This is a genomic window from Nostoc sp. KVJ20 (assembly GCF_001712795.1).
Taxonomy (GTDB): Bacteria; Cyanobacteriota; Cyanobacteriia; order Cyanobacteriales; family Nostocaceae; genus Nostoc.
Window position 1 is genome coordinate 26600 of the sequence record NZ_KV757561.1, and the last position, 13017, is coordinate 39616.

Consider the following 13017-nt stretch of genomic DNA (forward strand, 5'->3'; position numbering starts at 1 on the left):
TCAATTGTCCTTTGTCCTTTGTCCTTTGTCCAAAGGTTTTGCACTAATGACTAATGACTCTTGACCAATGACTCTTGACTAATGACTCTTGACCAATCAGAGTTTATCTCAGAAATTATCTTTGGGTGCATATACGTTCCCAGATGAATGCGTTAAATTGTTAACTCGTGGGTGAAAAACAGAGGTTAGGAAGAAATGGGTGTTGAGTCAACTGCTACATCTGACGAGGTGGTACAAGTACCGTCCAATGGACAAAAAGAAGTGAAAAATCATAAGCACAAAAAACTGTTACCACCTAGTCCTACCACAGGAGATTTACCTCGCTCCTGGAAAATTGAGGATAGCGAAGCCTTGTACCGCATTGAAGGATGGGGGCAACCTTATTTTTCCATTAGCGCTGCTGGTCACGTTACCGTGTCACCCAAGGGCGATCGCGGGGGATCTCTTGACTTGTTTGAATTGGTCAACTCCATGAAACAGCGCAACTTGGGACTTCCCATGTTGATTCGCTTTTCCGACATTTTGGAAGACCGGATTGAGCGGTTGAACGCTTGTTTTAGTAAAGCGATCGCTCGCTACAATTACCCTGGTGTCTACCGTGGCGTGTTTCCCGTCAAATGCAACCAAGAACGGCATTTGATTGAAGATTTAGTCAAATTTGGCAAACCCCATCAATTTGGATTAGAAGCCGGTTCTAAGCCAGAATTAATGATTGCTCTGGCCGTGTTGGATACACCAGGAGCATTGTTAGTTTGCAACGGCTACAAAGACCGAGAATACATCGAAACAGCAATGTTAGCCCAAAGACTAGGGCAAACACCAATCATCGTTTTAGAACAAATTGAAGAGGTTGATTTGGTGATTGATGCCAATCGCCAGTTAGGTATTAAGCCAATATTAGGGGTTCGCGCTAAACTCAGTACCCAAGGTATGGGACGTTGGGGAACCTCTAGTGGCGATCGCGCTAAATTTGGTTTGACAATGCCTGAAGTCATTGAGGCTGTTGACAAGTTACGGGAAGCGAACCTGCTCGATTCTTTGCAGTTGATGCACTTCCACATCGGCTCACAAATCTCTGCCATTAATGTGATTAAAGATGCCATCCAAGAAGCCAGCCGCATTTATGTGGAATTGGCAATGCTGGGAGCAGATATGAAATACCTTGATGTCGGTGGTGGCTTGGGCGTAGATTATGATGGCTCCCAAACCAACTTCTATGCATCGAAAAATTACAACATGCAGAACTATGCCAACGACATCGTGGCAGAGTTAAAAGATACTTGTGCTGAACGGGAAATTCCCGTACCAACACTGATTAGTGAAAGTGGACGAGCGATCGCTTCCCATCAGTCGGTATTGATTTTTGATGTTCTTAGTACCAGCGATGTCCCCCTCGATGCACCAGAACCTCCACAAGAGGGAGAATCCCCGATTATCAATTACCTGTGGGAAACTTACCAATCTATCAATAAAGAGAACTACCAAGAGTTCTACCATGACGCGGCACAATTCAAAGAAGAAGCCATCAGCCGCTTCAACTTAGGAATTTTACGCCTCAGAGAACGAGCCAAAGCCGAACGCCTCTACTGGGCCTGTTGTCAAAAAATTCTTAACATCACCAGACAGCAAGAATACGTACCTGATGAACTGGAAGACCTAGAGAAAATCATGGCTTCCATCTACTACGTTAATATGTCAGTGTTTCAATCGGCACCAGATTGCTGGGCGATCGATCAGCTATTCCCGATCATGCCAATCCACCGTTTAGATGAAGAACCAACGCGACGGGGAATTTTAGCAGACTTAACCTGCGACAGTGATGGTAAAATCGACCGTTTTATTGACCTGCGCGATGTCAAATCGGTTTTAGAATTGCACACCCACAAGCCCGGAGAACCCTATTATTTGGGAATGTTCTTGAATGGAGCTTACCAAGAAATCATGGGCAATTTGCACAACCTATTTGGCGACACCAACGCCGTTCACATCCAATTGACGCCCAAAGGCTACCAGATTGAACACATAGTCAAAGGTGACACCATGAGCGAAGTGGTAAGTTACGTCCAGTATGATTCCGAAGATATGGTGGAAAACATTCGCCAGCGTTGCGAGAAAGCATTAGAAGAAAAACGCATCACCCTAGCGGAATCTCAGCGACTACTGCAAACCTACGAGCAGAGTCTCAGAAGATATACGTACTTAAATAGTTAGGATTGGGAATTGGGCATTGGGCATTGGGCATTGGGCATTGGGCATTGGGCATTGCTTATTCCCCTTGTCTCCTTTGTCCATCTATTTCCCATGCCCCATTCCCCATTCCCTAATTTACATTTGTCCCCAACAATTCCTCTATTGCTTGTCGTTCAACAGGGGTATGAGATGGTGGTGTCTGACGAGCATCGGTAATTAGCCAGTCTAAAGCAGCGGCTTGAACATCAATCGCAGCGCCAGTTTTATCCACACAATAACGTCCAAATACTAGCTTATCGACTAACCGAACTCCGGGGCCCAGGCGCGACCACTCAAAAATCACGCTGTTATCTACTGTTGCGCCACTACATATCCAACAATTGGGGCCAATCATTGCTGGCCCGACAATTTTAGCTCCGTCTTCGATTCTCGTCATACCGCCGATATAAACTGGGCCTGTAATATCCACTTTGTCCCAATTTACAGCGACATTTAAGCCAGTGTAGATGCCAGGGGCGACTTCATGACCAGGAATTTGCACATTTTTGATTTCACCCAGCAGTACACCGCGAATCGCCCGCCAATAGTCTGGGACTTTACCAATATCTACCCATTCAAAGTCCATAGGAATGGCGTAGAAGGGAGCTTTGATTTCTACCAATTTGGGAAACAATTGGCTACCAATGTCATATTCCACATCAGAAGGAATATAGTTAAAAACCTCTGGCTCAAAGATGTAAATACCTGTGTTGATGTTGGTGCTGAGAGCTTCTTCAGTTGAAGGTTTTTCTTGGAAAGCTTTAACACGACCATCTTCGTCAGTCACAACCACACCGTAGCTAGAAACTTCTTCCTTGGGGACAGATTTCGTGATAATAGTAGCGATCGCTCCTTTCTCTTTATGCCATTTAACTGCCGCTGTTAAATCCAGGTCAATTAAGGCATCACCGCACAAAACCACAAAGGTATCATCAAAAAACGGTGAGAAGTCTTGAATGCGGCGCATCCCTCCCGCTGAACCAATTGCTTCCCCCTCCAGTTTACCGTCGTCATCAATTTTCCCTTCAAAGGAATAGGCAATCTGTACCCCAAACCGCTGGCCGTCACGGAAATAGTTTTCTATTTCCTCAGCCAAATGACTAACGTTGACCATAATCTGGTCAAATCCATGTTGGCGTAATAGTTCCAGTAAGAACTCCATCACTGGCTTTTGCAGGATGGGAATCATCGGTTTGGGAATTGTATAGGTAATCGGACGCACGCGAGTACCCTTACCAGCCGCGAGAATCATCGCTTTCATAAAATTTATTCCTCAACCACAAGCCAGTTTACTTTCATCGAGTGATACTTAATCATCAGTTTTTATTTCTGCTGTAAGTTATCCTTCAAAATAGGAATAACAGGAATTTAGTGGTTATTACAACCATCGGTATACTTAGATGACAAGCGATCGCTTATCTTTTCAATTTACTCGGATTTTGGAACTGAATCAAAAATCCTTAAATTATCTGTAGGGCGATTTTTGATTTTCTTAATTCATAGATTGCTCAAAAGGTTTACAGGTTTTAGCTGAATCTGTAAGTAGACGAACTTTAATCTCATGGTAAAACTCCTCTTGAAATAGCTCTACTTTGGATTGAGCCGAAAGTAATAGTAGCGCCCAAAAAACGCTAACTAAATTACTGTGTTTAGTCTCATGTCCAGACCCATTTTGCTTGAGAAGCTTTGTTTTAGTCCACAAATCTACAAGTTGTTCTAAATTCAACCAATTTTGTTCTGAATTAAGCTCCCTTGCTGATAAGTTCAACACCTGCTCCAGTTCCCCAGCTACTTCTGTCAGATTTTCTTGGTGAGCTAACTCCAGAGCCTCCCGCATACTTTGGACGCTAGGCTGCCGTCTGGGACGGATCGGTTTAGGGACTTTTTCTACTAGTTTTAGCTGGTTCGCCATAATCTGCAATTGCTTGATTAGCTCTTGCAGAGTCACCCGGCGCTTTGGTGGCGGCATTGCTGATGGACGACGACGCAATTGCCGTTCTAATGGTAGACGATGACCTTGGTGTGATAAACCATCTTCACCTTCCAATAGGGCATCATCTTCTACACCATCTTGGACATCTCCTACTGTTGACAATTGCATCAAGGTATTGGCTTTGAATAATACCAGCATTGATGCTGACAAAAATGCTTGTCCAGATTGAGACAAGTCCGCTTCATAGCCTCTTCCTATTGACTCCGGTGCCATAAGTTCTAAGTAACGGTCAATCACCTCAATCACTTGGACATCCCAAGGGTCAATTTCTCCCTGTTCAGCTTGGTAAATCAGGAGTGTGATTGTTTCTAATAGCTCGGAAGCTTCCATCAACAGGTTCTAAATTAATTAATGAGAATCAAAAGACTTTAAATTAAACAGTAAACTCATTGACTATAGCGGTTCTCGACAAGTGTGAAGTACAATTTTGACCTCACTTCCCGAAGGCGGGAAGGGGTTAGGGGGTTAGGTCTATTTGCACACCTGTACCTCACCGTATTGAAAATGGCTATATTAGCAAAGCGTGTAATTTCTACATTTGCTTGCACTTCTTTTATTTATGAATTGCCTGCTGGCAGTATCTTCTGAAATTTGTAATCAATCACCATTGTGAATTGTGAGATCAGAATGTGCAACTTTTGACATTAATCTGGAGGCGAGTCATGGGGAATAGTGACAGTTGATACAAAGTCACCCGACTTGCCGCTCTTGATGGCATCAAAAGTGCCTTTAATAGTACCAGCAATGGGAACAGCAACAAGCGTTCCCAACAACCCAGCAATCTCAAATCCCATCAAAATAGCCACAAAAATCCAAATGGGATTCAGTCCAATAAAGTTGCCAAGTAACCTGGGAGCTAACAGGTTATCTTTAACCTGCTGCATGAGAATTGCCGCCACAGCAACTTCAACTGCTAACCACCAATTTTGCAACAGTACTAAAATCGTCACCAGACCAATGCCGAGAAATGCCCCGATAAAGGGAATGAGTTCTGAGATACCGATTAATATGGCAAACAACAGGGCAAAGGGTACCTTCATCACTAAGAAAATTGGTGTTAGAGTTACCACCATGAATAGACCTAGCAACAACTGGCTGAGGAAGAAGTTCTGGAAATTTAGGCGCAAGGATGTAGTGAGGGGATCTCCAATATTAGAGGGCAAAAGATTGATCAGACCATACCAGACGCGATCGCCATATAAAAGCATATAAAATGCAAGCACAATCACTAACACTATGTCAAGTAATCCTGAGAGCAATGTCCCAGCAAATCCTACTGCACCAGAAGCTAGCTGTTGTACCAAATTCTGAATGTTGGCATTGATTTGGCTGCTTATAACTCTCAGATCAATGGGCAAGCGTCGTTGCTTTGCCACCATCTCAAATTGCTCTAAATTTGCTTGACTGGCGGTTAACCAATCAGGGATCTTATTTAACAGTTGGATTGTTTGGTCAATGATCAACGGCACTAGGGTAACGCCCAGAATCCCAAACAGGGTTAATGTTGCAAGTAAAACTATGATCACCGCCTGAGTGCGAGTGATCCGGGCACGTTCAAAGAACTTAACCGGGTAATTTAGGAGAAAAGCCAGAATCGTCGCAATGCTTAAGACAGTAATGGGATGCTGAAAATAGCGAAAAAGCACAGATAGCAGCCACACATTAAGAGCGATAATTGGGCCACTCAGACCATAAATTAACAGGCGTTGAAGGGAGGCCGAACGGCGCATCTGATGCAACCTATTTTAGATATTCTGTAAAATTCATGATGGTACTGATCATCATGATAGATATTTTTAACAAAGATATATATAAGCGTATCTGATAGTAAGGAAACAAATCACAATGGACAAAACCGTAGCTGATCTTCGTAAGGACTACACCTTGGAAGGTTTGAGCGAACTCGAAGTAGACCTCAATCCTTTTATCCAATTTAAAAAATGGTTCGATCAGGCAATCGCAGCACAACTCCCTGAACCCAATGCCATGACCATTGCCACTGCCACACCAGATGGTAAGCCCTCTGCCAGAATGGTTTTACTCAAGGATTTTGATGAACGGGGCTTTGCCTTCTTCACCAACTACAACAGTCATAAAGGACAAGAACTGGCAGAAAATCCCCAGGCGGCTTTAGTCTTCTGGTGGGCAGAACTGGAACGTCAAGTCAGAATTGTGGGGTATGTGGAGAAAGTTTCCGAAACCGAGTCCGACCAGTATTTTGAAAGTCGCCCTGGTAAGAGTCGCTTGGGTGCGTGGGTATCTAATCAAAGCGAGGTGATAGAAAGCCGAGAAGTCTTAGAGCGGCGCTTGCAAGAGTTTAATAGCAAATATGAAAATGAGGAAATCCCCCGACCGCCCCATTGGGGAGGCTTACGAGTGATCCCCACAGAAATTGAGTTTTGGCAAGGACGCCCTAGCCGTCTGCACGATCGCTTACTCTACAGGCGTTTAGATAATGGCACTTGGAATATTGAGCGATTGTCTCCTTGAGGGGATGAGGGAGTGGGGAGTAGGGAGTAGGGAGTAGGGGGAGCAGGGGAGGCAGGGGAGGCAGAGAGAGGGGAAGAATAACTCATGCCCAATGCACTATGCCCAATGCCCAATGCCCAATGCCCCACATCACATTACCACTGGGCGATCGCATCTTGAATTGCTGCCCGTGCTTCTGATAGAGATTGGGTACGGGCATCACCCTCATTCAAGCTGTTAGCGTTAATAAATTGAATGTCTGTAATCCCAATAAAACCGAAAATCGTCCGCAGGTAGGGTTCTTGGAAGTCGTATGCAGAAGCAGGAGATGTCGGGCTGAAGTCACCGCCGCGGGCTGTGATGATAACTGCCTTTTTACCCTCGACTAACCCTCTAAAACCTTGAGCATCTATTGCAACAGTCCGGTTAATGCGAACGATTTGGTCGATATAAGCCTTAAAAGTGGAAGGTATATTGAAGTTGTACATTGGCACTCCAAAGACGTAGCGATCTGCTGCCAAAAACTCATCAACCAGTTCGTCAGAAATCCTAATTGCCTCAGTTAATTCTGGGGTATGGGTTTCTGGTGGGGAAAATGCTGCCGCAATCCAAGCTTCATCAACGTGAGGAACTGGGTAATGCCCTAAATCTCGATAGACGATCGCATCTTCAGGATGCTTTGCTTTCCAAGCACTGACAAATTCCTTAGATAGTTCTCTGGAGTGCGATCGTTCAGCACGGGGGCTGGAATCAATATGTAGAATGTTTACCACCAAATATCTCCTGATTAGCTAGGATTTACTGCTTTTACTTTTTTTGAGTCTTTATTTCAAAGCATTACATTAGATACTAAAAGTAACTAGTTACTAAAGTAAAGTAGTTACTATAAAGTAACTACCGGATAATTTTGGCTAATTTATCGATGTCTGCTTCTAAAAATCCTGATGCTTGCCCAATAAGTATTTTGATGTCCTTATTATCAGGGCCCTGGACAATGTATATACTCTGGGTGTTGGGTAATAGTGGGCCTACTCGCTTTGGTGCATTGAAGCGACAAGTAGAGGGTATCTCAACCAAAATGCTGACAGAAAGACTGAGGATGCTTGAGGCAGCAGAAATTATTTATCGCCAGTATGAACCAACTATCCCACCCCAAGTAACTTACGGTCTTACAGAACGCGGACAGGAATTAATTGATGTGCTTCATCAACTCAATGCACTTGCTGAACGTTGGTATGGTAGCGAACAACAGTCTGAATGTGAATTAAAAAAGCCGATGGAGAATGCATCGGCTTCGCTAACAAAATTCAACAGATGATATAGTCTACTGTTCCTGGATCGCTGCTGCTTTGGGAGGAAACTGAATTCTGGGATCTGGCATGAAATTGTATCTCAAGTACAATCCTCCCCAGACAAACAAGACAATTAACAACGCACCAATACCAAGAGGACTGGGAAGCCAGAAAACAGCCTCTATGTGGTTTAGCTCACCAGGCTGGAGTTTCCAGACTAATCGATTGCCATTTTTTTCTAGCTCTATGGCAGTTTCAGTTAGTTGAATGTTTTTGGCTCCCCAAGGAGTCTTCAAGCTAAATTCCAAATCCAGAATTGAACCAGCATTAGCCAAGACGTTACCTTTACTGGCAATTAGAGATAGCGATCGCAAATCCAAATCATAAATCAACCGATTTCTGACTAAAAGCAAAAAATTGTTCTCCTCTAAGAGGACGTTTGATTCAATTTTCGGCAGTTCTGAGTCAGATTCGCTCTGGACAGGCTCAGAGGGTTGATTTGCATGGGAGTTAAAAAATTCGTTGAACTTTTCTTGCAATTCCGTACCACTGCTAAAAGGAATGGTGACAATAATTTCTTCTTGGGAAACTCGCTGCGTTTTACCTTCTAGTTGACGGGCGCGGCGTTCTATGCTGTTTAACCATTCGTATACAGAATCACCACTAAAACTAGTTAATCGTTCTCCCAACTTAATATGCTGTACTAGTTCACCACTATTTGAATTGTCAAAATTAACCCCCACATCGTACTTTACACAGCCAGAAAGTAGCAGGGATGTTAACAATACTAGCCACAGAATAGGGCTTCGCATGGGAAAGACACGGTTCATTCGATTTCGACCATTTAGTTTCATTGAAAGCGACGGGAAACTCCATCCCCAGGTGTCTGTAGAGGGATAGTCGCCCCGTCGCTTGGGGCATTGGGCATTGGGCATTGCTAACTTCTTCCCCATGCCCCATGCCCCATTGCCCATGCCCAAAAACTCCATCCACAAGGGGATGGAGTTTTTCATATTTCTCAATACAAAATTAAATGGTCTGATGAACCACAAAAAAATCTTTCCGAAAATTGAAAAATTCATAATTATAAATCTCCCCAAAAGTCAACAGATTTTGGATTTTAAATTTTGGATTTTGGATTGATCCTACCGATAAACGGATGAAGCCCAAAGATTTTAAATTTTGGATTTTGCTTTATGCCTTATCCCTTGTGAGTGAGATATAAACCAAAAGAATCTAAAATCTAAAATCCAAAATCCAAAATTGATATCAGCTAGGAGTTCCTGAAAAATTCAACCAAAGCAAACACGAGATGGTTAAACCAATGGCAATTAGCGCCACCCAGATAAAGCGATTATCTCTGGTATTGACCTGACTGAGATCAACGAATTCTGGCTCCGTAGGTTTAGGTTTTTGCTGAACAGAAGATTTAGTGGATTTAGCAGCTACAGAAATTTTGAGTTCATTATCGGGTAGTGCGGCCAAATCAGGGATTTCGGTCATCCATTCGCTAGGTCTTTTCAGCTTTGGTGCTTTTAAAATGTAAAGCATCCGTCGCGCTTGTTTGCTGGTTTCAAAATAGGGATGGCGTTTGAGTCTTTCGCAAAGAGCGATCGCATCATCGGTGCGTCCAGCTGCTTCATAAGCTGTCACCAGATAAATTTCTACTTCACCCCCAAGCCGAGAATTACGAGCTAAAAGGGCGCTGGCCTTTTCTAAATTTTCTACAGCTTCGCGGTATTGCCCATTTTCAAAGGCAATTTTTCCAGTCTGGTAGTGGGTTTTAGCAATTTCTAAACTTTCTGCACTCACGTCTTATATAAAAATCAGCACTGTTTTCATTTTGCCAATGTCAGCAATCTTTTTGGAATCTTTTCAAAAGCTGGCAATCTGAAAGTGGATAAACTTCTAAAATTTTAACTAAGTAGCTGCGACTATTTTCTGATTAAAAATTCCGGTATCTTATGCAGGTGAGCAAAATATCTTGAAAATCAAGCATTCACAACTGAATTGGCTCCTAGCAGGTATGACTTTAGCAGTGATGGGTGTAAGCATTACTCCAGCTTCCGCCCAGCGTGCGATCGTGATTGATGGTGGCTATGGAGTTAGGCATAGCTGCGGAGCTGCTTGTCGTCAGACATCGCCATCTGTCGGTTCCTTTATTTATGGTAGTCCGATTCCTACACCTATGCCTGTAGACCCAGCAACAGGATTAATCCCACAACGCAATCATTTCCGCGATTATTCCTATCCTCAATTCAGGCAAAATGTGAGAAATTCCACCCTGATTAATCCAACTCTGGTTAATCCGTCAATTCGAGACTCAACCATAGTTAATCCGGTGATTATCAATAATTCATGGCGTCGTACACCATTTAGTGGCGGGCGATCGCGGGTTATTATTACCTATCCCCGCTAGAGAAGTGGAGGAGCAGTAGGAGAACTCCTCACTCCTCACTCCTAAGAGGTAAACTGCGAACCGAGAATCATCGTCCCAATCCCAACATCAGTAAAGATTTCTAGTAATAGGGCGTGGGGAATGCGGCCATCAATGATGTGTGCTGCACGGACTCCTTGAGCAAGCGATCGCACACAACAACTTACTTTGGGAATCATCCCACCACTGACTATACCATTAGCAATCAACTCGCGAGCTTCGCGGATATCTACTTTCGGAATCAAAGTAGATTGGTCTTTGTAATCTTTTAAAATTCCACTGGTATCGGTCAGTAAAATTAACTTTTCTGCTCCTAGTGCAGCAGCGATTTCTCCGGCTACAGTATCAGCATTGATGTTATAAGCTTGTCCCGTTTCGTCTGCGGCGACGCTGGACACTACCGGAATATAGCCATTGCTAGCGAGGGTGTCCAAAATCTTGATGTTGACATTGCTAACTTCCCCCACAAAGCCGATGCCTTCTTGACCTTGAGGACGGGCTGTAAATAGATTACCGTCTTTACCGCAAAGTCCTACAGCCAATCCACCAGCTTGGTTAATCAGCGCGACAATTTCTTTATTAACTCGACCAACTAAAACCATTTCCACCACATCCATTGTGGCAGCATCAGTGACTCGCAAACCATTCTTAAATTGTGGTTCGATGCCCAGCTTATCTAACCAACTGTTAATTTCTGGGCCACCACCGTGTACTACAATCGGACGCAAGCCCACGCAGGATAAGAATACAATGTCGCGGATAACTTTGTCTTTGAGTGCGCTATCTTTCATAGCTGCACCACCATATTTGACAACAACAGTGCGACCGGCAAATTGTTGAATATAAGGTAGTGCTTCGCTTAGTACACGTACACGAGTGGCTTCAGCTTGCCTGATGTATTCAGAATCGTTGTCCGTCATGAGGAGCCGCCGTTGAGAGTTAAAACCTATTTCAGTAAGTGTAGAAGACTTTGTAACCTGTAACAATGTCTTGTGGCTGCCAAGAGCAAAATAAGCTTTTTGTATAAGTATCACTTACAAAAACTTATTTTAAGATACAAGATTAGGTGCAGCGTTAGCGGAACCCAACATTATAAATAAACTGCTTAAGGAGCAATATTTCAGTACAACATTATGCCTGATGGTAGTGTTCGGAATAACTGATACCAAATAAATCACTGTTGCCAGATTACCCGACATAACAAGCAAGCGATCGCTCCTTCAAACCTCTAGAATTGAAATCATTCGGCTGAAGCTAGGGAATGAAAATGACCACGCTGCTAATTCAAACTGAAAGCACACCCCTAACGGTAAATTTCCCCTCCCTTGTGCAGATGACAAATGAGCAGTTCTACGAATTCTGCCAAGCCAATGGAGATTTACGAATTGAGCGTACTGCCAATGGGGAAGTCATCATTATGCCACCAGCTTTTTCAGATACGGGCAACCGTAACTTTAACATTGCTGCACAGCTTGGGTATTGGACTGAACAAGATGGCACTGGCATAGGCTTTGACTCCAGTGCAGGTTTTACACTACCCAATGGAGCGATGCGTTCCCCTGATGCTTCTTGGATTGAACTGGAGCGCTGGAATGCTTTAACAGATGCACAAAAAGCCTCATTTGCACCAATTTGTCCCAGCTTTGTGATTGAGTTACGCTCCTCTAGCGATCGCCTGATAAAATTACAAGACAAAATGCAGGAGTATATCGATAACGGTGCGTTACTAGGCTGGTTAATTGATCGGCAAAATCGAAAAGTCTACATTTACCGTATGAATCGAGAACTTGAAATTTTGGATAATCCCGAAGTAGTTAGTGGCAATCCAGAATTACCAGGATTTATCCTGCGTATGGGCAAAATTTGGTAACTTACGCCTAATGTGAAACTTGTGTTTTGAGAATGTTGGGAATTCCCTCAAGTACTCGCTTGGCAATGTCTTCAGGTGTATCCCCCTCTCGCTCGGTGATGTGCAAATCGGCTTGAGAGTATAGTGGTGTTCGTTGTTCGAGGAGCGATCGCAACTTAGCTTTAGGATCGGCATCTTGCAGCAGTGGTCTTGTGGTATCCTCAGCTAAACGGTTGTAAATTATCTCCACTGGCGCATCTAGCCACACTATCAACCCGTGGTGCAAGTAACCCCAGTTTTCTCGCCGCAGTACAATGCCCCCACCAGTTGCTATAGTCAACTTTGTAAAAGCACAGACTTGTGAAAGTACATCGCTTTCTAACTGACGAAATCCTGCTTCACCTTCTTGGGCAAATAACTGATTGATAGATTTACCTGTTGCTTGGGCAATAACATCATCGGTATCGACAAACCCATAGCCCAGTTCCTTTGCTAGTAAGTGCCCTACTGTCGTCTTACCAACGCCCATCATCCCAATTAAGTACAGGTTGACTCCTTGTAATAAGCTGCTCACCAGTTGCTTCGCTCCAATTATTAGTTCTGAGTCACAGTTTAAAATTATAAACTCAATGACTCAATCTAAGATTTAAAAATACGGAGTTTTGCATCTATCTCGCAACCAGATATACAAAAGAGCGATCGCGCTATGGGTAGTCACAAAGGCGACGCACCCATCCCAACCAAAACG

13 protein-coding genes are annotated in these 13017 nt (G+C 43.6%); 5 read left to right on the top strand and 8 right to left on the bottom strand.

Annotated elements, in window-relative coordinates; genetic code table 11:
* Nucleotides 1-195: 195 nt before the first annotated feature.
* Nucleotides 196-2211, top strand: coding sequence for a biosynthetic arginine decarboxylase (gene speA / locus A4S05_RS04210; protein WP_069068572.1), 2016 nt, complete (start codon nucleotides 196-198; stop codon nucleotides 2209-2211).
* A gap of 109 nt (nucleotides 2212-2320) precedes the next feature.
* Here the strand turns inward: speA and A4S05_RS04215 are convergent, their stop codons facing one another.
* The 3 genes from A4S05_RS04215 to A4S05_RS04225 all read right to left on the bottom strand — a co-directional run bounded on the left by A4S05_RS04215 (nucleotide 2321) and on the right by A4S05_RS04225 (nucleotide 5952).
* The gene (locus A4S05_RS04215; RefSeq protein ID WP_069068573.1) at nucleotides 2321-3490 is read right to left on the bottom strand and encodes a nucleotidyltransferase family protein; all 1170 of its coding nucleotides are present in this window, start codon (nucleotides 3488-3490) and stop codon (nucleotides 2321-2323) included.
* Nucleotides 3491-3721: 231 nt separating this feature from the next.
* Nucleotides 3722-4552, bottom strand: coding sequence for a segregation/condensation protein A (locus tag A4S05_RS04220; protein ID WP_069068574.1), 831 nt, complete (start codon nucleotides 4550-4552; stop codon nucleotides 3722-3724).
* A 314-nt stretch (nucleotides 4553-4866) separates the two neighbouring features.
* A complete protein-coding gene (locus A4S05_RS04225) occupies nucleotides 4867-5952 on the bottom strand; it encodes an AI-2E family transporter (RefSeq protein ID WP_069068575.1) in 1086 nt (361 codons plus the stop codon).
* Nucleotides 5953-6067: 115 nt separating this feature from the next.
* Here A4S05_RS04225 and pdxH point away from each other — a divergent pair, with 115 nt between their 5' ends.
* Nucleotides 6068-6712 (top strand): pyridoxamine 5'-phosphate oxidase, encoded by a 645-nt coding sequence (gene pdxH, locus A4S05_RS04230; RefSeq protein ID WP_069068576.1) that lies wholly within the window; start codon nucleotides 6068-6070, stop codon nucleotides 6710-6712.
* 134 nt (nucleotides 6713-6846) lie between these two features.
* On the opposite strand, the gene A4S05_RS04235 is transcribed toward pdxH, so the two are convergent.
* Nucleotides 6847-7464 carry an FMN-dependent NADH-azoreductase gene (locus A4S05_RS04235; RefSeq protein WP_069068577.1) on the bottom strand — a complete coding sequence of 206 codons (618 nt, stop codon included), beginning with the start codon at nucleotides 7462-7464 and terminating at the stop codon, nucleotides 6847-6849.
* A 149-nt stretch (nucleotides 7465-7613) separates the two neighbouring features.
* Between A4S05_RS04235 and A4S05_RS04240 the strand changes: the two genes are divergently transcribed.
* Entirely contained in the window at nucleotides 7614-8009 is a 396-nt protein-coding gene (locus A4S05_RS04240; protein WP_069068578.1) for a winged helix-turn-helix transcriptional regulator, read from the top strand.
* A 6-nt stretch (nucleotides 8010-8015) separates the two neighbouring features.
* Here the strand turns inward: A4S05_RS04240 and A4S05_RS04245 are convergent, their stop codons facing one another.
* Nucleotides 8016-8837, bottom strand: a complete 822-nt coding sequence (locus A4S05_RS04245; protein WP_069068651.1) for a DUF3153 domain-containing protein — start codon at nucleotides 8835-8837, stop codon at nucleotides 8016-8018.
* 415 nt (nucleotides 8838-9252) lie between these two features.
* Nucleotides 9253-9795 carry a tetratricopeptide repeat protein gene (locus tag A4S05_RS04250; RefSeq protein ID WP_069068579.1) on the bottom strand — a complete coding sequence of 181 codons (543 nt, stop codon included), beginning with the start codon at nucleotides 9793-9795 and terminating at the stop codon, nucleotides 9253-9255.
* A 172-nt stretch (nucleotides 9796-9967) separates the two neighbouring features.
* On the opposite strand from A4S05_RS04250, the gene A4S05_RS04255 reads away from it, so the two are divergent.
* The gene (locus A4S05_RS04255) at nucleotides 9968-10402 is read left to right on the top strand and encodes a hypothetical protein (protein ID WP_256090822.1); all 435 of its coding nucleotides are present in this window, start codon (nucleotides 9968-9970) and stop codon (nucleotides 10400-10402) included.
* 41 nt (nucleotides 10403-10443) lie between these two features.
* On the opposite strand, the gene argB is transcribed toward A4S05_RS04255, so the two are convergent.
* Nucleotides 10444-11340, bottom strand: coding sequence for an acetylglutamate kinase (argB, locus tag A4S05_RS04260; protein ID WP_069068581.1), 897 nt, complete (start codon nucleotides 11338-11340; stop codon nucleotides 10444-10446).
* Between the two features lie 347 nt (nucleotides 11341-11687).
* On the opposite strand from argB, the gene A4S05_RS04265 reads away from it, so the two are divergent.
* Nucleotides 11688-12290 (top strand): Uma2 family endonuclease, encoded by a 603-nt coding sequence (locus A4S05_RS04265; RefSeq protein ID WP_069068652.1) that lies wholly within the window; start codon nucleotides 11688-11690, stop codon nucleotides 12288-12290.
* 7 nt (nucleotides 12291-12297) lie between these two features.
* Here the strand turns inward: A4S05_RS04265 and A4S05_RS04270 are convergent, their stop codons facing one another.
* The gene (locus A4S05_RS04270; protein WP_069068582.1) at nucleotides 12298-12843 is read right to left on the bottom strand and encodes a shikimate kinase; all 546 of its coding nucleotides are present in this window, start codon (nucleotides 12841-12843) and stop codon (nucleotides 12298-12300) included.
* Nucleotides 12844-13017 lie beyond the last annotated feature (174 nt).